This is a genomic window from Cutibacterium sp. LaCa_255 (genome assembly GCF_057458005.1).
The window spans coordinates 1,382,265-1,403,322 of sequence record NZ_CP190956.1; the positions used below are offsets into that span (position 1 = coordinate 1,382,265).

20 protein-coding genes, 1 tRNA gene and 1 riboswitch are annotated in these 21,058 nt (G+C 63.5%); of the genes, 13 read left to right on the forward strand and 8 right to left on the reverse strand.

What is annotated here, in order from left to right; genetic code table 11:
• Positions 1–3 precede the first annotated feature (3 nt).
• The 3 genes from der to ACP8ML_RS06185 all read left to right on the forward strand — a co-directional run bounded on the left by der (position 4) and on the right by ACP8ML_RS06185 (position 2,569).
• Positions 4–1,374 carry a ribosome biogenesis GTPase Der gene (gene der / locus ACP8ML_RS06175; protein ID WP_065672784.1) on the forward strand — a complete coding sequence of 457 codons (1,371 nt, stop codon included), beginning with the start codon at positions 4–6 and terminating at the stop codon, positions 1,372–1,374.
• Positions 1,375–1,437: 63 nt separating this feature from the next.
• Positions 1,438–1,511: transfer RNA gene (locus ACP8ML_RS06180), tRNA-Pro, on the forward strand.
• A 209-nt stretch (positions 1,512–1,720) separates the two neighbouring features.
• Positions 1,721–2,569 (forward strand): HAD family hydrolase, encoded by an 849-nt coding sequence (locus ACP8ML_RS06185; RefSeq protein WP_065672785.1) that lies wholly within the window; start codon positions 1,721–1,723, stop codon positions 2,567–2,569.
• Here the strand turns inward: ACP8ML_RS06185 and ACP8ML_RS06190 are convergent, their stop codons facing one another.
• A complete protein-coding gene (locus tag ACP8ML_RS06190; protein WP_117189100.1) occupies positions 2,570–3,787 on the reverse strand; it encodes an acetyl-CoA hydrolase/transferase C-terminal domain-containing protein in 1,218 nt (405 codons plus the stop codon). It lies immediately after the preceding gene.
• A gap of 67 nt (positions 3,788–3,854) precedes the next feature.
• On the opposite strand from ACP8ML_RS06190, the gene metX reads away from it, so the two are divergent.
• Genes metX through ACP8ML_RS06215 form a run of 5 tightly spaced genes read left to right on the forward strand, consistent with a single transcriptional unit; the run spans position 3,855 to position 8,583 of the window.
• Positions 3,855–5,081, forward strand: a complete 1,227-nt coding sequence (gene metX, locus ACP8ML_RS06195; protein WP_171048556.1) for a homoserine O-acetyltransferase MetX — start codon at positions 3,855–3,857, stop codon at positions 5,079–5,081.
• Entirely contained in the window at positions 5,057–5,707 is a 651-nt protein-coding gene (metW, locus tag ACP8ML_RS06200; RefSeq protein ID WP_117189102.1) for a methionine biosynthesis protein MetW, read from the forward strand. The genes metX and metW overlap by 25 nt, the downstream gene beginning before the upstream one ends.
• A complete protein-coding gene (locus ACP8ML_RS06205; RefSeq protein WP_117189104.1) occupies positions 5,704–6,195 on the forward strand; it encodes an Lrp/AsnC family transcriptional regulator in 492 nt (163 codons plus the stop codon). The genes metW and ACP8ML_RS06205 overlap by 4 nt, the downstream gene beginning before the upstream one ends.
• Positions 6,192–7,784: an apolipoprotein N-acyltransferase gene (gene lnt, locus ACP8ML_RS06210; protein WP_065672789.1), complete on the forward strand. Its 1,593-nt coding sequence runs from the start codon at positions 6,192–6,194 to the stop codon at positions 7,782–7,784. The genes ACP8ML_RS06205 and lnt overlap by 4 nt, the downstream gene beginning before the upstream one ends.
• A complete protein-coding gene (locus ACP8ML_RS06215) occupies positions 7,765–8,583 on the forward strand; it encodes a polyprenol monophosphomannose synthase (RefSeq protein WP_117189106.1) in 819 nt (272 codons plus the stop codon). The genes lnt and ACP8ML_RS06215 overlap by 20 nt, the downstream gene beginning before the upstream one ends.
• A 113-nt stretch (positions 8,584–8,696) precedes the next feature.
• Here the strand turns inward: ACP8ML_RS06215 and ACP8ML_RS06220 are convergent, their stop codons facing one another.
• Positions 8,697–9,029 (reverse strand): RNA polymerase-binding protein RbpA, encoded by a 333-nt coding sequence (locus tag ACP8ML_RS06220; RefSeq protein ID WP_004811252.1) that lies wholly within the window; start codon positions 9,027–9,029, stop codon positions 8,697–8,699.
• Positions 9,030–9,190: 161 nt separating this feature from the next.
• Positions 9,191–9,985 carry a glycerophosphodiester phosphodiesterase family protein gene (locus tag ACP8ML_RS06225; RefSeq protein WP_171048557.1) on the reverse strand — a complete coding sequence of 265 codons (795 nt, stop codon included), beginning with the start codon at positions 9,983–9,985 and terminating at the stop codon, positions 9,191–9,193.
• 66 nt (positions 9,986–10,051) lie between these two features.
• Between ACP8ML_RS06225 and pdxY the strand changes: the two genes are divergently transcribed.
• Complete coding sequence (gene pdxY / locus ACP8ML_RS06230) at positions 10,052–10,927, forward strand: pyridoxal kinase (protein WP_117189110.1); 876 nt, start codon at positions 10,052–10,054, stop codon at positions 10,925–10,927.
• On the opposite strand, the gene ACP8ML_RS06235 is transcribed toward pdxY, so the two are convergent.
• The gene (locus ACP8ML_RS06235; protein ID WP_065672792.1) at positions 10,864–12,390 is read right to left on the reverse strand and encodes a helix-turn-helix domain-containing protein; all 1,527 of its coding nucleotides are present in this window, start codon (positions 12,388–12,390) and stop codon (positions 10,864–10,866) included. The two genes, pdxY and ACP8ML_RS06235, sit on opposite strands and share 64 nt — an antisense overlap.
• A 151-nt stretch (positions 12,391–12,541) precedes the next feature.
• Between ACP8ML_RS06235 and lpdA the strand changes: the two genes are divergently transcribed.
• Positions 12,542–13,945, forward strand: a complete 1,404-nt coding sequence (gene lpdA / locus ACP8ML_RS06240; protein ID WP_065672793.1) for a dihydrolipoyl dehydrogenase — start codon at positions 12,542–12,544, stop codon at positions 13,943–13,945.
• A 183-nt stretch (positions 13,946–14,128) separates the two neighbouring features.
• On the opposite strand, the gene ACP8ML_RS06245 is transcribed toward lpdA, so the two are convergent.
• The 3 genes from ACP8ML_RS06245 to ACP8ML_RS06255 are packed head-to-tail and all read right to left on the reverse strand — an operon-like array spanning position 14,129 to position 16,687.
• A complete protein-coding gene (locus tag ACP8ML_RS06245) occupies positions 14,129–14,758 on the reverse strand; it encodes a hypothetical protein (RefSeq protein ID WP_117189112.1) in 630 nt (209 codons plus the stop codon).
• A 6-nt stretch (positions 14,759–14,764) separates the two neighbouring features.
• On the reverse strand, positions 14,765–15,331 hold the full coding sequence (locus ACP8ML_RS06250) for a hypothetical protein (RefSeq protein WP_065672795.1): 567 nt from the start codon (positions 15,329–15,331) through the stop codon (positions 14,765–14,767).
• 57 nt (positions 15,332–15,388) lie between these two features.
• Positions 15,389–16,687 carry a hypothetical protein gene (locus tag ACP8ML_RS06255; protein WP_065672796.1) on the reverse strand — a complete coding sequence of 433 codons (1,299 nt, stop codon included), beginning with the start codon at positions 16,685–16,687 and terminating at the stop codon, positions 15,389–15,391.
• 504 nt (positions 16,688–17,191) lie between these two features.
• A riboswitch (cobalamin riboswitch) is annotated at positions 17,192–17,313 on the forward strand.
• A gap of 161 nt (positions 17,314–17,474) precedes the next feature.
• Here ACP8ML_RS06255 and ACP8ML_RS06260 point away from each other — a divergent pair.
• The 3 genes from ACP8ML_RS06260 to ACP8ML_RS06270 are packed head-to-tail and all read left to right on the forward strand — an operon-like array spanning position 17,475 to position 20,385.
• Positions 17,475–18,494: a FecCD family ABC transporter permease gene (locus ACP8ML_RS06260; RefSeq protein WP_117189114.1), complete on the forward strand. Its 1,020-nt coding sequence runs from the start codon at positions 17,475–17,477 to the stop codon at positions 18,492–18,494.
• Entirely contained in the window at positions 18,491–19,324 is an 834-nt protein-coding gene (locus tag ACP8ML_RS06265) for an ABC transporter ATP-binding protein (protein ID WP_117189116.1), read from the forward strand. The genes ACP8ML_RS06260 and ACP8ML_RS06265 overlap by 4 nt, the downstream gene beginning before the upstream one ends.
• Complete coding sequence (locus tag ACP8ML_RS06270) at positions 19,321–20,385, forward strand: ABC transporter substrate-binding protein (RefSeq protein WP_249361207.1); 1,065 nt, start codon at positions 19,321–19,323, stop codon at positions 20,383–20,385. The genes ACP8ML_RS06265 and ACP8ML_RS06270 overlap by 4 nt, the downstream gene beginning before the upstream one ends.
• Positions 20,386–20,452: 67 nt before the next feature.
• Here the strand turns inward: ACP8ML_RS06270 and ACP8ML_RS06275 are convergent, their stop codons facing one another.
• Positions 20,453–21,007, reverse strand: a complete 555-nt coding sequence (locus ACP8ML_RS06275; RefSeq protein ID WP_117189245.1) for a YagU family protein — start codon at positions 21,005–21,007, stop codon at positions 20,453–20,455.
• Between the last annotated feature and the right edge of the window lie 51 nt (positions 21,008–21,058).

Genomic DNA, 21,058 nt, shown 5'->3' on the forward strand with positions numbered 1-21,058 from the left:
CTCATGTCCGACTCGCCCGAGTTCCTCGACGGCCCCAGTGACGGCACCGAGGAAGCCCTTCCCAAGCCGGTCGTCGCCGTCGTCGGGCGGCCCAATGTGGGTAAGTCCACCCTCGTCAACCGCATCCTCGGACGCCGAGCGGCTGTTGTGCAGGATGTCCCCGGCGTAACCCGAGACCGGGTGTCCTATGACGCCGAGTGGTCCGGTCGTCAGTTCGTGCTCGTAGACACCGGTGGTTGGGCCTCCGATGCCTCAGGCATGGCCGCCATGATCGCTGAGCAAGCTGAGCTGGCCATCTCGACGGCCGACGCGGTGCTGTTCGTCGTCGACGCCAATGTCGGTACGACTGACGAGGACGAGGCCGTCGTCCAGGTGTTGAGACAGTCGCGCAAACCCATCGTCGTGGCAGCCAACAAGGTTGACGACGTGCGTGGTGAGGCCGAGGCCGCGACGATGTGGAACCTCGGCCTGGGGGAGCCCCACCCGGTGTCCGCCATGCATGGTCGCGGATCGGGTGACCTTCTCGACGCCCTCATCGAGGTGCTGCCGGAGAGCCCGGCCAGTTACGAGACGACCGGTGGTCCGCGCCGTGTTGCCATCGTCGGCAGGCCGAACGTCGGCAAGTCCTCGCTTCTCAACCGTCTAGCCCGTCAGAATCGTGCAGTAGTCTCGGATGTCTCCGGGACGACGGTTGACCCGGTCGACGAGTTGGTGACCGTTGGCAGCACCCTGTACCAGTTCATCGACACTGCTGGACTGCGCAAGCGGGTCAAGGAAGCCTCCGGACACGAGTACTACGCGTCCCTACGTACCCAAGCGGCCATCGAGCGCGCCGAGGTGTGCGTCGTCGTCATCGATGCCTCGGAGCCGATCAGTGACCAGGATCTGCGCATCCTCACCATGGTCGAAGAGGCCGGACGCGCGATGGTCATCGCCTACAACAAGTGGGATCTGACCGACGACGAGCGTCGTCGTTACCTGGAGCGCGAGATCGAACGTGACGTGCAGGCCTACTCCTGGGCTCCGCGGGTCAACATCTCTGCTCTCAAGGGTCGCAACGTCGACAAGCTCGAAAAGGCCATCGAGACGGCTGCCGCAGGTTGGGAGACGAGGATCTCGACCGGAAAGCTCAATGCCTTCCTCGGACGTCTGGCGGCGGCACATCCCCACCCCGTGCGTGGTGGCAAGCAGCCGAGGATCCTCTTCGGTACCCAGGCTCACACCTGCCCGCCGACCTTCGCCCTGTTCACCTCAGGGATGTTCGACCAGGGATACGTGCGGTTCATCATCAGACGGCTGCGCGAGGACTTCGGCTTCGCCGGATCACCGGTGCACGTCGAGATCCGTCCACGCGAGAGGCGCGGAAAGAAGTGACCAATTTGGTTGCAGGAGCGGAAGTACGCTAGTGTACTTCTCCGGATCGCCGAGCGATTCAATCGGGCTGTAGCGCAGCTTGGTAGCGCACTTGACTGGGGGTCAAGGGGTCGCAGGTTCAAATCCTGTCAGCCCGACGAAATGCCTGGTGAGAAGGTGATTCTCACCAGGCATTAATCATTTCTGGATAGGAGTCCCTCCCCCCATGACTACTCCGGGAGGGTGCTCGTTGTTGCTGGGGCCGGGCACCGGGCGCGTGCTGCGCTTCTGGTCCCGGCCATCTCAGATGGGCTCGTCGTCTTCGTGCCCTGTCACACTCCGGTATCGGTATCCTGAGCGGGTGGACATGCCGAAGCCAACCCCGTTTCCTGCCCCCGCCGACGATCTCCGACTGGTCATCTCCGACATGGATGGCACCCTCCTCGACGGCGAGGGGAACATCCCGGCCCAGCTGTGGCCACTTCTGGAGATCATGAAGGATCGTGACGTCGCCTTCGTACCGGCTTCCGGACGCCAGTGCGCCACCCTGTCCACGATGTTTCATTCCCACCTCGACGGGATGCCAATCATTTCGGAGAACGGTACCTATGTCGTCCGCGATGGCGCCGACGTCTCCTCATCGATCATCGACCCCGACCTTGCGCACGAGGTGATCGAGGGAGTTCGAAGGCTCGCCGAAGATGGGCATGACGTCGGTTTGGTCGTCGCGACCAAGTCCATCGCATACCTTGAACGCGGGGATGATCGTTTTGTCTCCCACGTCGCGACCTACTACCACAGCCACACCGTCGTCGATGACCTCACCGAGCACACCGGCGACGTCATCAAGTTGTCCATCTATGACTTCGGCGAGGCCTCCGAGGTCACTCACCCGACGATGCAGCGCATCGCCCCTGACCACCAGGTCATCCTTGCCACCCCGAACTGGGTCGACATCATGAACCCCGGCGTGAACAAGGGCAGTGCCGTCAAGGCTGTGCAGGCCGATCTGGGTGTCACCCCGGATCAGACGGCGATCTTCGGCGACTTCCTCAATGACCTTGAGATGATGCCGCTGGCGAAGTGGTCCTTCGCAATGGCCAACGCCCATCCCGACATCATTGAGGCCTCGAACTACGTTGCTCCGTCCTACAAGGAGAATGGCGTCATCACGGTCCTCGCCAAGCTCCTCGACGTCGAAGTACCCGACGCCTGATCAGGCCAACCCAAACTCCCTGGCCCGCCGCCAGAGATGGTCGCGGGCATCCGGGTGGGCAGTGTTCTCGATGAGTTGACGAACCTGCTCATTCTGGGAGTTTCCGAACAGCTCAGCCGTGCCCTGCTCCGTGATGATGACCGAGGGCTGGATCGCCGAAACCGGTGAATCAAGCACGTCCACGATCGTCGAGCGGTTGGCTTTCGGATGCCAACTGCGCATGGCAATGAGGGCCTGACCACTGGGGGAGTGCATGGCGCCCACTAGGAAGTCGGTGGATCCACCGACCCCGGAATAGATCTTGGTACCGACGCGAGTTGCGTTGACCTGACCGAACAGGTCCACCTGCAAAGCCGTATTGACACTGGTGGCCTTGGGTTGGCCAGCGATGGTCCCGGGGTCATTCGTGGTCTCGCAGCGTAGCAACCGCACCCGCGGATTGTCGTCGATCCACTCGTACAAGGCGGGTGTTCCCATCGCGAAGGTGCCGGTGACGACGCGATCGTCCAGGGTATGAGCATCGTCCAGGAGGCGGATGGAGTCGGTGAGGAGTTCGGTCCACACGCCTACGTGGATGTTCTCGGGCAGCTGAGCGACGACGGCGTCAGGAACCGCACCGATCCCCACCTGGAGGGTGGCGCCGTCACGGATCCGAGAAGCCACCCGGTCACCGATTTGGCGGGCCAGCGGACCCGGGGACGGCATGGAGGCAGTTGGCAGAGAAGCGTAGACGAAAACACCGATATCAATGTCATCGACGTCAACGATCCCGTCGCCGAGGACATGGGGCATGTTCGGATTGACCTGGGCAATGATGAGAGCACCTCGCCGCTTGGCCGCGTCGAGGGCGGCCGGCAACACCTGGACCTCAATACCCATGCTCACGGTGCCATTGCGTGGCGTGCTGGTGTGCAGAACGAGGATGTCGGGCGCGAGTCGCTCCTCGTAGAGGCTCGGTGCCAGGCTTAAACGACAGGGGACGTACTCGAGGCTCTCGGCACGTCGACTACCCGGGCCGATGAAGATCGTCTCGTGAACGACGTCCTTGCGTGTGGGTACACCGACTGGCGCATTGATGCACACCAACCGCCACGTCTCGACACACCGGTCGATGATGCCCAGGAGTGGTACGGGAGTGGCTCCCGAACCGCCACAGACGACCCGCGGCTGGCCTGCCACACCCCGCAAGACGCGTTCAAGGCCGACTTGATCCATCATGCGCACGACAAAGAGAGTAGTGGCTGGGACCCTTCACATGGTGGGCACGACGACGAGAACTGGCAGAATGGTCGCGATGTCACCCCGTCTGCCAGCGCACAGAACCAGCCCCGTAGGCCCCGGAGTCGGGACCGTCGAGACCAAGTACGCGACGGTTGCCACGCCGGACGACCCTCTCCATCTGATCACTGGTGGCCGTCTCGATCACGTCACCGTCGCCTACGAGACCTACGGCACTCTCAATGAAGCTCGTGACAATGCGGTGTACATCTGTCACGCTCTCACCGGAGACGCCCACGCAGCGGGTTTCCACCCGGGAGCGGATCGCCCAGGGTGGTGGGACAACATCATCGGACCGGGTCGCGCCATCGACACCGACCGCTTCTTCGTCATCGCCTCCAACCTGCTGGGAGGCTGTTCCGGTACAACTGGACCGGCGTCGACCAATCCGGACACCGGGAAACGCTGGGGACTCGATTTCCCTCAGATCGACATGCACGACTTCGTCGAAGTGCACCTGCGACTCGCCGAGCACCTGGGTGTGGAGCACTTTCACGCCGTTGTCGGCGGCTCCATGGGCGGTATGCAGGCCCTCGACTGGTCGCTGACGTACCCGTCGACCCTGGACAACGCCATCATCATTGCCTCGTCGAGCGGGTTGACAGCTCAGAACATCGCGTTCTCCGCGGTGGGACGCGAGGCGATCCTACGCGATCCAGCCTTTGCGGATGGCACCTATGACGACGTCCGCCCAAACACCGGATTGTCGATCGCGCGGATGCTCGCTCACATCACTTATCTGTCCGAGGACGCCTTCGCCGAGAAGTTCGGACGGTCTCGTCAGTCCGAATCGGTGGAACGCGGGTTCGGCATCAACTTCGCCGTCGAGTCATACCTTGATCACCAGGGCGAGGCCTTCCTCACCCGATTCGACCCACTCAGTTACATCTATCTGACTCGGGTCATGGACTACTTCGACCCGTTCGGTCGCGCCGGGGCCACCGACGCACTGGTGGCAGATCCGGTTAACTTCCTCGTCATCTGCTTCGACACCGACTGGCGATTCTCCCCGGCCCACTCACGCCGGATCGCCCGTCATCTCGAGGGGGGAGGGCTACCAGTGAGTTTCGCGACGATTGCCTCGTCGTGGGGTCATGACTCCTTCCTCATGAAGCTCGACCCCTACCACGACCTCGTCAAGGCCTTCCTCACCGCCGACCGGTTGCCGATGAGGGCATCACCGCGGGCACCACACTTCGACGGCCACCTGTGCACGAGGGAGACGACGCTGTGACACTCCGTCCCGATCAACGCATCATCACCTCGCTCGTGCCGTCCCATTCCCGCGTCCTAGACCTTGGATGTGGCGACGGTTCCTTGCTCTGTCACCTCATCACCACCCGAGACTGCCTGGGGACCGGTGTCGAGTTGGATCAGCCCTCCCTCGCCACCGCGATGTCGGCGGGGGTGCCGGTGCTGGGGATGGATCTCAACGAGGACCTGGGGGAGTTCCACGACGACTCCTACGACGTCGTCATCTTGTCGCAGACCCTGCAGGCCGTCGTCTCTCCTGACGTCGTCTTAGCGGAAATGGCACGCATCGGCACCCTGCTCATCCTGCTCGTGCCGAACTTCGTGTACTGGCGCAACCGGCTCAAGATCATCGGAGGCAGAATGCCGGCCTCCCACGATCTGCCGTACTCCTGGCATGACACCCCCAACCAGTCGTATTCCGGCGTGGCAGACCTCGAGGACTGGTTCGCCGAGTTCGACCTGGAGATTGTCGAAAGAGTCTGCCTCGACGGCCGAGGTCGCCCGTCCCGAGTAGCATCTGCGGCACCGAATTTGCTCGCCGGATCCACCATTCACGTGCTGAGATCCCACTGGGCCGAACCGGGGACAGGGAGGAGCCACTCATGACCAAGCACCACAACGAGGAGGACGAAGATCGGTCGCCGATCCTGGAAGCCACCGACCGCCAAATCCTGAGTCTGCTCGAGGGAGACGGTCGGATGTCGTGGACTGAGCTCGGACATCAGACGGGTTTGTCCACCTCAGCCGCCCAGCAGCGCGTCAAGAGGCTCGAAGCCAAGGGAATCATCTGCGGCTACCACGCCACCCTCAACCTGGAAGCCATCGGCGCAGGCATTACGGCTTTCATCTTCCTCAACCCCATCGATCCTGGGGAGGACGAGAGGATCCCCGACGTCCTGAAGACCTTCTCGGAGGTGCGAGGCTGCCACTCCATCGCTGGCGCAGCCTCCTACCTGGCGAGAGTTCAGGCACCCAATACCAGTCACCTCGACCAACTGGTCACCCGCATCCGCAAGGAGTGTCACTGCGGGACGGAAACGGTCGTCGTCCTCGACACCATGTTCGACGATCTCGGCATGCTGGGTACCCGGTGACACACCTCTCCCACCTTTCGCGCACGTCGTGGCTGCGCGGCCTGGCTGCACTTGCCGCCGGAGCCGCCACAGGTACTGGATTCCAGCCGCTGGATTGGTGGATCCTCGTCATTCCAGGACTCGCCGCACTCATCCTCCTCGTCCGTCCCACGACAGGCCGTGCCGCGGCCGGTCTAGGATACCTCTTCGGTCTCGGCCTGTTCGCCACCACCATCGCCTGGGTCGGCGTCATGGGCCATCCGGTGGCGGTGCTTCTCACTGCCGTCATGGCGTTGTGGTGTCTCCTGGCCGGGTGGGCCATCCGCTGCGTCAGTGTCCTGCCCGGTGCGCCTTTGTTCCAGGCCATGGTCTGGACGGCCACAGAAGTGGGAGCCGCTGCGGTCCCACTTGGGGGGTTCGGCTGGGTTCGGCTGGCCTGGGCTGTCGTCGACACTCCATGGGTCGGAGCCCTCAGGTGGGCTGGGACGACGGGGACGAGTCTTCTTGTCGCCCTGGCGGCAGCCCTCTTGGCGCGTGTCGTCGCTGCCCGAGGAAAGAGGAGAGTCCACAATGCGGTTGGCCTCATGGCAGAACTCGTCGTCGTCGCAGTCCTGGCGACCGTGTCAGGGACGATCGCCACACGAGTCACTCATCATGATGACAGCGTTCGGGTACTCGTCGTCCAAGGGGGAGTGGACGGTACTGCCGGTCCCTACGCGATGGGCTATGCCCGGTCCGTCACGGACAATCATCTGTCCCAGACGATTATGGCCGTCGCCGAGCAACGGGTTTCAGGCAAGGGCGCACACGACATGATCCTGTGGCCCGAGAACTCCACCGACATCGATCCAGTTCTTGACGTCAAGAGCCACCAGATCGTCATGGGGGCGCTGGCCATCTCGAAGCGGCCAATTCTCGTGGGAGCAGTGACCGACGGACCCGGCGATGACGAGCGCCAGACGACGTCGATGTGGTGGCCGGCGTCGTCACCCAAGCCGACATCCATCTATCACAAACGCAACTTGGTGCCGTTCGGTGAGTGGATTCCGGCCAGGTCATTCTTCCTGCCGCTCATTCCCATATTGGAGAATATTGGACGCCAGTCCGTTCCGGGAACGACTCCGGGTGTCCTCGACTCAACTATTTCTGGGACGAAGGTCCCGATCGGTGTGGTGGTCTGTTTCGAGGTTGCCTATGACGACACTGTCGCGGACACGGTTCGCCATGGGGCAAGAATTCTCGCGGTTCAATCCAACAACTCGTCATTCATCGATACCGCCCAAACTCCCCAGCAATGGCAGATCACCAGAGCGCGCGCGGTTGAAACTGGGAGACACATCATCGTCTCAACGACAAATTCCTTTTCCGGGTTGGTCAATCCGGATGGCTCAGTATGCCTGCGTACCGAAGAGGGAGCGCACACCAATTTCACGGTACGGGTTCCGCTGGAGTCCGGGCTGACGCTGGCCGTGAGAATGGGGATGTGGCTACGGGTCGTCGTCGTTCTCGTTGCGGCTGGCGCGGCAGTGGTGTCGGTGATTCGACGTCGTCGCGATATGCTCGCACAAGCAAACAACAGATCGGAGAGGAATGTTCGCCACCGACACTGAGGTCCGGCTCGACAAGGTCCTCGTCATCATTCCGACCTACAACGAGGCGGAGAATGTCGAGACGATTGTCGCGCGCACCCGCCGCGCTAATCCGAAGGTCGATGTTCTCGTCGCCGACGACAATTCTCCGGACGGCACCGGCGAGATCGCTGACCGTCTGGCGTCTGCAGACGATCACGTTCTCGTCATGCATCGCAAGGGCAAGGAAGGCCTCGGTTCCGCTTACCTTGCCGGGTTTCACTGGGGTTTGGACCACGGCTACGACGTCCTCGTCGAGATGGATGCCGACGGCTCCCATCAACCCGAGCAACTGCCGTTGCTCCTCGAGGCTCTCAAGCATGCCGACATGGTCAAGGGATCTCGCTACGTCAAAGGTGGGTCCGTCGTCAACTGGCCGAAGTACCGTGAGCTCATCTCGCGTGGTGGCGGCCTGTGGACCCGGATGTGCCTGGGAATTGGTGTCAAGGATCCCACCGGTGGATTCAACGCATTCCGCGCGAACACCTTGCGGACAATCGGCCTGGACGAGGTTGCCTCGGCCGGTTACTGTTTCCAACTCGACCTGACGTGGCGCACCCTCAAGAAGGGCATGACCGTCGCCGAGGTGCCGATTGAGTTCATCGAGCGCGAGTACGGCAACTCCAAGATGAGCAAGGAAATCGTCGTCGAGGCTCTGCTTCGCACCACCTTGTGGGGGGTTGACTACCGTTCTCACCAGCTCAAGGATCTCGGGCACGTCGCCCTAGAACGGGCTGAGCAGGTTGCTGGCGACACCAAGGACCGTCGTTCGAAGCGCTGAGGCCAAACCAGAGACCATGAGAGTGCCCCGCAGAGAAGCTCTGCGGGGCACTCTCATGGTCTTCGGGGCCACGACACGCTGACTCGGTGTCGCCCCAGGACTCTGGCCGAGGATCAGTCCCCCTTACGGATCTCCTCCAGCCTTTCGGCAAGCAATTCCTCGAGTTCGGGGATTGAGCGACGCTCAGTAAGCATGTCCCAGTGGGTGCGCTGCGGCTTCTGCTTCTTCCGCTGAGGATCGGTGCCATCGCTCCTCAGCGCCTCAGCGCCACAGCGCGGGCACTCCCACAAGCTCGGCAGATCTGCCTCGGTGGAGAAGGTGAGGTCGAAGTGGTGACCGTTCTGACAGTCGAAGCCAATCTCTTGGCGTTCGGCCATCTCAACGCCTTCTTCGTCCTCGAAGCTCTTGGATCCCAAACCCATGCCTCGCAGTGCACGGTCGGCCATGATGCTCCCTCCTGGTCGTCGGCGTCAGGCCCTGGTTGGGCCGTCGTCCATGGGTCCAGCATCCCACAAGCCACAAAATCCGGGAGCAGAACCGAATTTCGGGACGAGCGTTCGCGTCGTGGAACAAGCTGTGACCAGTTGGGCATCCAGCTCGCCGCGACTCACCGTGGAATGAGTGTCGGGGCGTCCTTGGGCTGGTGAATGCGCGCGAAGTCGCACATGAGGTCGGGGCGATCCGTGACGATCCCGTCGACTCCCATGTCCATGAGTTCTCGAGCCTCTGACACCTCGTTGATCGTCCAGACGTGAACCGCTCGACCAAGGCGATGGGCAGCGGCAACGAAGGTCGGCGTCACCAGGGGAACACCGTACCGGCTGACACGATGGGGGACCTGGTACGCGTCGCCTCGGGATTCGGCCATCTGGAGGCTGTTCGGTCCGACGACGGCCCACCCAACTCCGACCGGTCCCACCGCGGTGGCCGTGCGCTCACGCACCAACCGGCGGAACGTTCGGATGCGTTTGCTGCTGAACGATCCGACGCAGACCCGATTCCAGGCCCGGTGACGGGAAAGGACCTCGATGAGGGGCATGGTGGCGGCGTCGTGCTTGATGTCGATATTGATGAAGGATTCCCGAAAGGCGTCAAGGACGTCATCGAGGGTGGGGATGGGCTCTCCGCCGACGCTGGCTTGCCTGACCTCGTGCCACGGCATCTTTGCGATGACACCGCTGGACTCGGTGACCCGGTCGAGAATGGGGTCATGAAAGGCCATGAGGACACCGTCACTGGTGGCGTGAACATCAGTCTCGAGGTGGGTGCACCCGAGATCCACCGCATGTCTAAAAGCTGCCAGGGTGTTCTCGATCCCCTTGTTGGCAGTCATTCCGGCTCCGCCCCGATGGGCAAGAACGGTGAACGGACGTTGGCAATACGGATAGTCAGTGGCTCGCACAGCCATCCATTCTGCCCTTGAGATGGTTCGGATCCGTGATCGCCATGGCAACTACAGTGTTCATGCGTGAGGCCCACCGTCTTGTCATTGCAGTCCCATGTCGTCCAGGGAACCGTCGGAAACAGCATCGCGGTTCCGGTGATGCGCGTCATGGGGGTCCGAGCATGGGGGATGCCCACGGCCCTGCTGTCCAACCACAATGGCCGCTCCAGCGTCGCCGGTGTCCCGATCGATGCTCAGCAGATCAACGGCATGGTTGACGCCCTCAATTCCAACGGCGAACTCAAGCATGTTGACGCTGTATTGTCGGGTTACCTCACGGCTCTCACCGGTCCCACCGTCTTGCGGACCGTGGAGAAGTGCCGGGAGCACTATCCCGATGCCATGTGGGTCTGTGACCCCGTCATGGGAGACATGGTTGGCGACCAGGTGAGGATTTACGTTCCCGAAGACACCGTGGCTTTCATGAAAGAGGCTGTCCAGAGTGCCGACGTCCTTGTGCCGAATGTGGCCGAGCTCGGCATTCTGACCGACACCATGCCGCGCACGATTGACGAGATCGTGGACGCAGCTCGTGGCCTTGATGGCCCGAAACTCGTCGTCGTCACCTCGGTACCGCATCAGGACGAGAACGGTGACGGGCTGGCCATGGTTGCGGTGACGGGGAAGAGGACCGTTGTGACCCATGGTCCCCTCATCGACCGTCACTTCAACGGCGCTGGCGACCTGACGACGGCAGTCCTGACGGCCCAGCTCGTCGCAGGGGAGTCCCCGGAGACTGCACTCGGCAAGGCTGCAGGCGTCGTCCATGCGGTCCTCGAGCGCACTTGGAACCATCCCGGTGACGAATTGGACTGGTCGCCCGAGGACGCCTCGGCTCAGCCGTGGAAGACGGAGATTTTGGCTCCCAGCGCCCCGAGTCGGGTGGGTAGGTCCTCGTAACCGCGGTTGATCATGTAGACGTCGCGCAGGGTCGTCTCGCCGGAGGCGGCCAGGGCAGCCAACAACAGGCAGACGGCCGGGCGCAGGGCCGGTGGGCAGATGAGTTCACGGCCGCGCCAGCGCGTCGGTCCCCGCACGATGAGTCGGTGCGGATCGAGGAGCTGGACGTCGGCTCCAAGTTTGCCCAACTCGAGCAGATGGATGGCCCGGTTCTCGTAGCACCAGTCGTGGATGAGGGTCTGGCCCTTGGCCTCCGCGGCGATGACGGCGAAGAACGGCAGGTTGTCGATGTTGAGGCCCGGGAAGGGCATCGGGTGGATCTTGTCCGCGACCGCGCGTAGCTTGCTCGGGCGGACGGTGGCGTCGACCAGACGGGTGAATCCGTTGTGGGAGACGTACTCGGGGGAGAGATCGAAGTCCAGACCCATCTCGGAGAGAATCGCCAACTCGATTTCGAGGAACTCGATGGGGCAGCGGGTGATCGTCAGCTCAGACTTGGTGACGACGGCTGCCGTGAGAAGGCTCATGGCCTCGATCGGGTCCTCGGACGGCGCGTACTCGACGTCGACATCAATGTTCTCGACGCCACGAATGCGCAGGGTCGTCGTCCCGATGCCCTCGATCTCGACGCCGAGCTGGCACAGGAAGACGCACAGGTCCTGAACCATGTAGTTCGGGCTGGCATTGCGCAATACCGTCACGCCCGGAGTCTGGGCTGCGGCGAGCAGAGCATTCTCGGTGACGGTGTCGCCGCGCTCGGTCAGGACGATGTGACGCTCCTTGACCGTGCGATCCGTCACGTGACACTGGTAGAAACCCTCGGTCGCGACGACGTTAAGACCGAAGGCGCGCAGGACCTGGAGGTGAGGCTCGACGGTACGGGCGCCCAAGTTGCAGCCGCCGGCGTACGGGAGCTTGAAGGAGTCATAGAAGCGCATCAGTGGGCCGAGGAACATGATGACGCTTCGGGTGCGACGGGCGGCCTCGATGTCCATGTCGTCAAGATTGAGCTCAGCAGGACGAATGAGGGTGAGGTCGCGCTCGTCCTCGGACCACTCGTAGGTGACGCCGATGGACGTCAGCACCTCAAGGATGCGATTGACCTCCTCGATGTGAGCGACTCCGCGCAACACAGTGCGGCCACGGTTGATGAGGCAGCCACACAGCAGGGCAACGGCAGCGTTCTTGGAGGAACGCACCTCGATGGAGCCCTCGAGCTGGTGGCCGCCTTCGATGCGGTAGTTCATCGTGCCGCCACCCGGCTGGGTGATGATGGGGGACTCAAGGGCCTCGGCGATGCGGTTGATGTACTCCAGCGAGAGGTTCTGTGTGCCTGACTCGACCCGGTGGATGGCGCTCTGGGAGGTCTTGAGGAGCTCCGCCAGTTGGTTCTGCGTCATGCCGCGCTGCTTGCGTGCGTCGCGGATGAGGCGACCGACGGCAGCTGGGGTGATGTTGTCCACAGCAGATCCTTTCGACGAGATGAAGTCTTCCGACAAGGATATATCAGATCTGAGGTTGAACCGCGGGGCAGAAGGGGCCAGTCGCAACCCGACAGAAATCTCCTCAGTGAGATCTTCGTCACAGGCCGACCTTCCCACTAGAGTGTTACCCATGAGCTCACATTTTGACGTTGTTGTCCTCGGAGCTGGCCCTGGCGGCTACGTTGCCGCCATTCGTGCCGCTCAGCTCGGCAAGAAGACCGCCATCATTGAGAAGGAATATTGGGGTGGTGTCTGCCTCAACGTTGGCTGCATCCCCACCAAGTCGCTTTTGCGCAACGCGGAACTTGCGCACATCGTCACCAAGGAGGCTGGCGCCTTCGGCATCGGCGGCGACATCTCCGTCGACTTCGGCAAGGCCTACAGCCGGTCGCGTGAGGTGTCTGACCGGATGGTCAAGGGTGTCCACTACCTCATGAAGAAGAACAAGATCACCGAGTTCTCCGGGTGGGGTGAGTTCACCGGGCCCAAGTCCGTCGTCGTCAAGGACGGGCAGGGTCAGGTGTCCGACGAGATCACCTTCGACAACTGCATCATCGCCGCTGGGTCCACCGTCAAGACCTTGCCGGGAACCCAGCTGTCGGCCCGCGTCGTCACCTACAAGGAGCAGATCCTCTCCGACGAGGTCCCCGGATCGATCGTCATCGCTGGTTCCGGCGCCATCGGCACCGAGTTCGCCTACGTCCTGGCCAACTACGGCGCCCAGGTCACGATCGTCGAGTACCTCGACCGGATGGTCCCCAATGAGGATCCCGAGGTCTCCAAGGAACTCACCAGGGCCTACAAGAAGCTCGGTGTCAAGGTCATGGCCGGTACCAAGGTCGAGTCGATCGACGACTCGGGAGACAAGGTCAAGGTGACGGTGAGTCCGGCCAAGGGCGGCGAGTCCACCGTGCTCGAGGCTGACCGGGTCCTGCAGGCTGTCGGCTTCGCCCCGCGGGTCGAGGGTTACGGCCTGGAGACCACCGGTGTCAAGCTCACCGAACGTGGCGCCATCGAGATCGACGACTTCATGCGCACCAGCGTCCCGGGCATCTACGCCATCGGTGACTGCACGGCCAAGCTCATGCTGGCCCACACCGCCGAGGCCCAGGGCGTCGTCGCCGCCGAGACCATCGCCGGGGCGCAGACCATGCCCATCAACTACGCCATGATCCCTCGGGTCACCTACTGTCAGCCGCAGGTCGCCACCTTCGGCTACCCCGAGGCCCAGGCCAAGGAACAGGGCTACGACGTCAAGGTGTCACGGTTCCCGTTCTCGGCCAACGGCAAGGCTTGGGGCATGGGTGACGGGTCCGGCTTCGTCAAGGTCGTCGCCGACGCCCGTCACAACGAGCTGCTGGGAGCCACCATCATCGGACACGACGTGTCCGAGCTCATCCCGGCGCTCACCGTAGCACAGATGTGGGACATCACCACTGACGAGGTCGCCCGCAACATCTTCCCGCATCCGTCCCTGTCGGAGGCCCTCAAGGATGCTGTCGAGGGTATTGGCGGAGAGATGATCAACATCTGACGTTCTCATGTATGGCTTGAGGCGGGGTCCTGATGACGGGGCCCCGCCTCGGAGTCTGGGCCGCAAGCCCCGGTGTTGCAACAGAGCGGGTTCGAAGACGCGAATGGAGGGCATGAGACCCACGACGAAGACGGATCGAGGGGCCGCGGTCATCCGCGGCCCCTCGATCTCTGGTGTCCGGTGTCAGTACGAGAGGTCCTCGTACTCCGGGTTGTCGATCTGGAGTTCGGCGTACCGGCTCTCGGGGGCCGAGACGTGGTACGGGCGACCTGTGGCCTGCCAGCTGAGGTTCGGCGCACAGTGGACGTTCTGGGCGTCGGCGTCGAGGATGATGAATCCCCAGGCCAGACGTCCTTCCTTGCCGGCGGGCAGGGTGTAGGGCCCGACGACCTGCTTGAGCGACCAGTGGACCTCGTTGACGTAGGTGAACCCGAAGGTCTGCGTCATGATCTTGGCCAGGTCACCCTGACCGGCGACCTTTGCGCTGACCTGGAGGGTCTGGGTGCGCGACTGTTTCACCTTCGTCGAGACGGGCACCGCATTGGCGGTGTTGTTCGCGACGCTGGAGGCATCGGTCTGCTTGAACCAACGCTTCTTGGCCGTCAGGTAGGTGCCGTTCTCACCGGGGGTCGAGCACGCGGTTCCCGGCTCGTAATCGGAGTTCCACCGTTGCGGCAGCTCGAACTGGGTGGGGTCACTGGCGGAGGCCGACTCGGCCGCATGGGCGTCGGAGACGGCGAACGGGGCCACTGACAGGGCAGCCGCCGCCGCGAGTGTGACCCCGCGACGCACCTGGTGTGTCAGGAATCCCATGGGCGATCAGGCCTCGAGGGAGGGGTCGTTGTCGCGGGTGCTGATGGCGATGTGACGCTCCTTCGGAAGGCTCGCGGTGAACTCGCCACCGTTGGCCTTCCAGGTGTGATCGGAGCCGCAGACGGTGTGCTGGCCACGGAAGTCCGAGACGACCCATCCGGCACGCAGGACCGCGGTCTTGCCCGGCGCCAGGTTGTACGGGCCGACGGTGTCGCCGACCTCGTAGGACTGGCTGTCGGTGTAGCTCGTCGAGAAGGTGACGTGGATGAGGTCGAGGATCGGGAAGTCGACCCCGGCCGAGACGTTCCAGGTTTTCGTCTTGGTCTCGGTGATGGTCCGGGTGATGGGCAGCGGCTCGTCGTTGTAGTTCGAGATGGTCCACGTGCCGGCCGAGCCGTCGAAGTAGCTACGGGTCCGGGTGATGGTCTGGCCGGTCTCACCGATGTTGGCGCAGGAGGCGCCGATCGTCGTGGGGTTGGCGGCCTGGGCCGGGGTAGCAGCCTGGGCCGGAACGACCGTGAAAGCGGCCGAGGCGGCGAGGGCTGCGGGAACGGCAAGAAGTCGGGTGATCATGAGTGTTCTCCTTCGTGGTCGGGATTGACGGTGGTCGTGGTGTCGGGGACGGCTAGGTCAGCGGTCTGACTGAGTCGGCAGGGGGAGCTGGCGGTACTTGTCGGGAGTGACGTCGATCTTGCGAACGCTGCCGTCCCGGGAGGTGACGGTGGCCTCGGCCCAGAAACCGCTCGGCGCCGAGGCGGTGCCGTAGTTCGACACCAAGCTGTACTTTCCGTCCCTGCCGCAGTGGATCTCGCGATAGTTCACGCGGGTCATCGTCGTGCCATAGGTGACGCGCACGCGCTCACCGGGCTGCAGATGTACCGCACCGAGGGCGGTTCCGACGGGCATATAGGCACGGTAGGTGCTGTCAACCGAGCCAAGCCATCCTGCCGGCGGGCGGCCGTAGCGACCCATCCAGTTGGCGTACCCGTTGTACTGGGCGCCCACGACGAAGTCGGTCACCGGGTGGTAGTCGTAGGGGGCCTTCGACCAGTTGAGGAAGTCCGTCGAATAGCCGGGCTTGCGGTAGGTGGGCTGGATCGACGAGATGTCGTAGGGGTACCACGCGATGTCGCGGGCACGGCAGGTCTGACCCTTCGCCGGCCAGGACGGATCCTTCTGCGGAGCGACGGCGGGCTCGACGACGTGGTCGGTCGGCTTCGCCACGGACTCCAGGCTGGGGCCCGACATGGCGGTGTACGCGTCCGATCCCATCGGCTTGCTGTTGGCACCCGCGTGGCGCGACGGGATCTGCATCGCCAGATCCGAGATGGAGCCGTCGGCGTGGATGAGGTAGACGAAGGCGTATCGCCCGGCCGGACCGGTGCCACGAATGACGTTAGCGCCGTTGGAGTTCTGCAGGACGCCGTCGCGGCAAGTGACGAACATCGAGACGAAGTCCTTCTCGAGGACGCCGTATTCGACGCGGATCGACTCACCTGGCTTGAGCTTGACGGGACCGACGGTCTCACCCTCGACCCAGCCATTGGACATCTTGAGGCCGATGTCAGACTTGGCGGTGGTGTTCCATCCAGAGGGGAGCTTCGCCGCCGAGGTCGCCGAAATGTCGTGGTTGCTCTCAGTTTCGATCGTGCCGGTGTACGGCACGACCTGATCGGTGCGGTTGGTGAACTGGATCGTGCCGTCGCTGAGGTAGCGTCGTCCCGTCTCACCGTAATGCCACTCGGGGTATCCCTGGGCGTGGGCGGAGGCATCCGTGCACGACTCATAGAGGTGCGCGATCGGATAGCCCTGCGGCTTGGGTGGAATGACGGCGTGAGCCGCCGGCACCTGCATCATGGCAGACACTGCGAGGACTGCCGAGGCAGCCGCCGCGAGAACTCTGCGCCCTGGACGTCTCTTCAAGGACATGGCTTTTTCATACTCCTCACGGATTCGCATCCATAGGAATTGACGTGCTTCACAGAGCCCCTGTGGAAGTCGATGCACGCCCCTGTCAAGGAGTATGGGCAACCATCCCGGGAGGATCTGCGATCCGATGCTAGCGACGCGGAGGTTCAATTCACAAAGGGCGGCGATCTGGAATATCGAGTAATGACGCGGTTGCGAACAGGACATGAACCCGTGATGACGAGCATGTGATCGGACACCGAACCGGTGCAATGACGCCCAAGCAATAACAAGACCACTGGACCCGTCGACAGCCTTTATATCATCTCGTAAATATATACCGAATCCGCACGTCGCCTTCCGGGTCCGCCATCACTGCATGACCTCGCATGTGGACAGTGTACGAGTGAGACATCCGCCACTTCTTGGACATGTCGCTCGGGATGGAAATTTGGATTCTCGGGGCGGGGTCATGGATGAGTGGGACGATTCACCACCTGCGTGGTACGGTGCGTTTCGCCGGCCAGGGAACCTGGTGCGAATCCAGGACTGACGCGCAGCGGTGTGGGTGATGGCTCGCCGCGAGCCCACTGGGTGGAGACACCTGGGAAGGGGGACGAGCCGCGCGACCCCGAGTCCGAAAACCTCCCGGCGAATGCAGCCGCCGTACGCCTCGCGAGATGGGCGTCAACCGCCAGGAGTTCCTTTGCCACACGTCCGCCATCGAGACACCCATCCCTGCGCTTCGCGCGGGCAACGGCAATCGTCGGACGGATCGACGTCATCGCGGGCCCACGAGGATCGCCGGTTGCCCGCCGGGCCCGTACTGCTGGTCCTGGCGGTTGCTCTTGCTCTGAGGGTCGTGCTCTCGCTGGCCTTCGGCACGATCCGGCTGCCCGTCGAACAGGCGTGGCATGTCCTGGATGTACACGTGCGCGGAGGCAGCGTCGAGGCCACCGCGGACCAGATCGTGTGGGGGTTGCGACTTCCACGAACGGTGCTGGCCGTCGTTGCCGGGGCCGGACTGTCCGTCGGTGGTGCCGTCATGCAGACCTTGGTACGCAACCCGTTGGCCGATCCCTACATGCTCGGGGTCTCGGCAGGGGCCAGCGTCGGGGCGACAGCCGCCATCACCACGGGAACGCTGGCGGCCTTCGGCGTGTACTCGCTGTACCTGGGTGCCCTTCTCGGTGCCCTCGTCGCGACCGCGGCCGTGTTCGGCATCGCCATGGCCCAGGGAGGTCTGAGCCCCTTGCGGCTCGTCCTCACCGGTGTCGTCATGTCCTCGGCCTTCAGCGCGATGTCGAGCTTCCTGGTCTTCCACAGCAACGACCCGAAATCGGCCCAGTCCGTCCTCTTCTGGCTGTTGGGCAGCGTGGCGGGTGCCTCCTGGCAGACCCTCGTGCCGACGGCGGTGGTGGTCCTCGTCACCCTGCTGTTGCTCATGATTGGATCGAGGTGGCTCGACGCGCTGGCAGCAGGCCCGGAACTCGCCTCCTCGCTCGGGGTCCCGGTCACCGGCCTGAGAGTCGCCCTCTTCATCGTCCAGGCCATCCTCGTGAGCGCGATCGTCGCGGTCTCCGGCGGCATCGGATTCGTGGGCCTCGTCATTCCCCACCTCACTAGGCTCCTCGTGGGACCGCGCCATCGCGTCGTCCTGCCGGTCAGCGCTTTGTTCGGTGCGCTCTTCCTCGTGTGGGTCGACGTCCTCTCCCGGGTGGCGAGCCGACCTCAGGAGACTTCGTTGAGCATCGTCACAGGTCTGCTAGGAGCCCCAGTACTCCTACTACTGCTGGGACGGCGCCACTACCAGTACGCGGGGGCATGATGGGAACCCGACTGACCACACGACGTCTCGCGGCGCAGGTCGAGGGGCGAACCATCGTCCGAGACGTCGATCTGGACTTCGAACCCGGTACCGTCACGGCCATCATCGGGCTCAACGGTTCGGGCAAGTCGACCCTGCTGCGTGCCATCGCCGGAATCAGCCGGCCGGCCGCCGGAGACGTGTTCCTCGACGACGTCCCCCTCCGACGTCTCTCGGCCAGACAACGCGCACGCCAGGTGTCCTTCGTCGCCCAGGAGGACTCACCACCTGGTGACCTGCTCGTGCGTGAACTCGTCGCCCTGGGTCGCACCCCTTATGGACGGCCGTGGGACCACGGCGGTGAGGACGAGCATCGCATCGTCATGGAATCACTAGACCGGGTCGACATGTCCGACTACGCCGATCGACCCTGCTCACGACTGTCCGGTGGGGAACGCCGTCGAGTCATGCTGGCCCGTGGGCTGGCCCAGCGCACTCCCATACTCATGCTGGACGAACCGACCAACCACCTGGACCTGGCCCAGCAGCACCACCTGCTCGCACTCATCCGTGACCTCGACCAGACCGTCGTCGTGGCGATCCATGACCTCACGTTGACCGAGCGGTACGCCGATCACGTCGCCGTCCTCGCAGGGGGACACGTGCTCACCCAGGGTCCACCACATGACGTGTTCACCCGTGGCGAGGTGAGCAGGGCGTTCGGCATGAGGCTCACACGCCACGTCGACCCCATCACGGGCCTATCCCATCTTCTCTGTGACCCGGCGAGCCCCGGCCCGTTGTGTCACACCCATCCCACTGACACATCCCGACCGGAAGGCACCTCATGACCCGATCACCACTCATCGTCGCCGGCGCGGCCGCCCTCACCATCGCCCTCACGAGCTGCGCCCACGTGACCCACACGAGTTCCTCGACCTCGAGCGCCTTTGGCCCCTCGACGGTCACCATCACCAATTGTGGTGCTCGCCGAGCCTTCCCCTCCCATGCGCGACGAGTGTTCGTCAACGACAGCAACATGGTCGCGATGATGTTGTCCATCGGCGCCGGCGACCAGATCGTCGCGGCAACGGGGATCAAGGGCCAGACTGACGCCCTGGCGAAGGTTTACGGCCACCGGGCGGTGTCGGCCCTGCCCGACAGTGACGGCTCCTACCCGACGCTCGAACAGGTTCTGGGCGCGCGACCCGACGTCATGCTCGCCGGGTACGGATATGGATACGGTGAGAGCACCCATCTCACTCCCGAGGAGCTGCGCGCACGGGGCATCAGTGCCTACGTGTTGTCGGAGAGCTGCCGTGCGAAGAGCGATGACAAGGCTCGCGGAGTCATGGACCCCTGGACGGCCCTGCGGTCGGATCTGAGCAACCTGGGCGCCGTCACAGGGCACACCCAGGAGGCCCGGAAGGTCGTCAAGGACATCGACACGCGACGTCGGGCTCTGGCCCGAGCCCCTCAGGCATCGACCAAGCCGACGGTGCTCATGGTCGACAGCGGCGACACCGGCAGCGTGTTCACCAGTGGGCGCTACGGCGGCCCCGAAGTCATCATCAAGGCGGCGGGTGCCGTGAGCGCCACCACGGACGTGGCCAACACGTGGACGACGATCTCGTGGGAGAAGATCGCGCAGACCCGACCCGACGTCATCGTCTTCAACGACTACCCCGGCCAGACGAAGGCCCAGAAGGTCGCCCTGCTCGAGGCCAATCCGGCCACGAAGAACCTTCCTGCCGTGAAGAACCGCCGGTTCGTCAACATCGCGTACCCGGCGTGGACCAGCAGCCCACTCAACGTCGATGCCGCCGAGACACTACGACAGTCCTTGGAGAAGTACCGCATGGTCCCTGCGTCAGGGATCAAGCCGCGGCACGACGTGACCGCTCGTGGCTGAGCTTCGCTCGACGATCGCCCACCTTCACACGGTCGTCGAGCAGACCAGTGCGGATCCACATCCGATGTCAGTTGCCTCCAAGTGCAGGGAGCGGAACCTCGGCATCAGGCTCTCCGGTGATGCGATTGCGCAGGTCACGCCGGGTGAGCTCGATGACCCACATCCAGAACACGTGCCCGAAGGACTCGCTGAGGTGCTCGTCGAAGGGCTGGTGCCAGGGGGCGGGGACGGTGCCCATGGCTGGCATGAGGACGAGATGGAAGAGCACCCAGATGGCCAAGCCGAACACCGCGCCCTGCCACAGCTTGACGCGAGGGTACTTCTCGGCCAGCAGCGCGTAGACGACAGCGAAGAAGATCGAGAACCCGAAGTGGACGATGAAGCTCACGAAGGGGAGCGGCCACCCGCTGAAGGTGTACGACATGTGAGTGAAGTGCTCGCTGAACCCAAGTTGCTGAAGGAGCTGCTGAGGAGGGTTCGTGGCATTGCGTGCCGCGGTGCGCGGAGGCAGCGGAACCTCCCAGCCGAACTTCACGATGGCGCCGATAATCCCGGCGAGCACGCCCGCCCATAACGCGGCACCGTACCTCCGGCGACACGGCTCCGTGGTGCTCGAGGTCATGTGATCAACTCCTTGCACGACCCAGCGCTCCGGGACGATGACATGCTGACA

Coding starts and splice junctions, on each gene's coding strand:
- der (WP_065672784.1), top strand. CDS start 4: ATGTCCGACTCGCCCGAGTTCCTCGACGGCCCCAGTGACGGCACCGAG.
- ACP8ML_RS06185 (WP_065672785.1), top strand. CDS start 1,721: ATGCCGAAGCCAACCCCGTTTCCTGCCCCCGCCGACGATCTCCGACTG.
- ACP8ML_RS06190 (WP_117189100.1), bottom strand. CDS start 3,787: ATGATGGATCAAGTCGGCCTTGAACGCGTCTTGCGGGGTGTGGCAGGC.
- metX (WP_171048556.1), top strand. CDS start 3,855: ATGGTCGCGATGTCACCCCGTCTGCCAGCGCACAGAACCAGCCCCGTA.
- ACP8ML_RS06205 (WP_117189104.1), top strand. CDS start 5,704: ATGACCAAGCACCACAACGAGGAGGACGAAGATCGGTCGCCGATCCTG.
- ACP8ML_RS06215 (WP_117189106.1), top strand. CDS start 7,765: ATGTTCGCCACCGACACTGAGGTCCGGCTCGACAAGGTCCTCGTCATC.
- ACP8ML_RS06220 (WP_004811252.1), bottom strand. CDS start 9,029: ATGGCCGACCGTGCACTGCGAGGCATGGGTTTGGGATCCAAGAGCTTC.
- lpdA (WP_065672793.1), top strand. CDS start 12,542: ATGAGCTCACATTTTGACGTTGTTGTCCTCGGAGCTGGCCCTGGCGGC.
- ACP8ML_RS06245 (WP_117189112.1), bottom strand. CDS start 14,758: ATGGGATTCCTGACACACCAGGTGCGTCGCGGGGTCACACTCGCGGCG.
- ACP8ML_RS06250 (WP_065672795.1), bottom strand. CDS start 15,331: ATGATCACCCGACTTCTTGCCGTTCCCGCAGCCCTCGCCGCCTCGGCC.
- ACP8ML_RS06255 (WP_065672796.1), bottom strand. CDS start 16,687: ATGTCCTTGAAGAGACGTCCAGGGCGCAGAGTTCTCGCGGCGGCTGCC.
- ACP8ML_RS06265 (WP_117189116.1), top strand. CDS start 18,491: ATGATGGGAACCCGACTGACCACACGACGTCTCGCGGCGCAGGTCGAG.
- ACP8ML_RS06270 (WP_249361207.1), top strand. CDS start 19,321: ATGACCCGATCACCACTCATCGTCGCCGGCGCGGCCGCCCTCACCATC.
- ACP8ML_RS06275 (WP_117189245.1), bottom strand. CDS start 21,007: ATGACCTCGAGCACCACGGAGCCGTGTCGCCGGAGGTACGGTGCCGCG.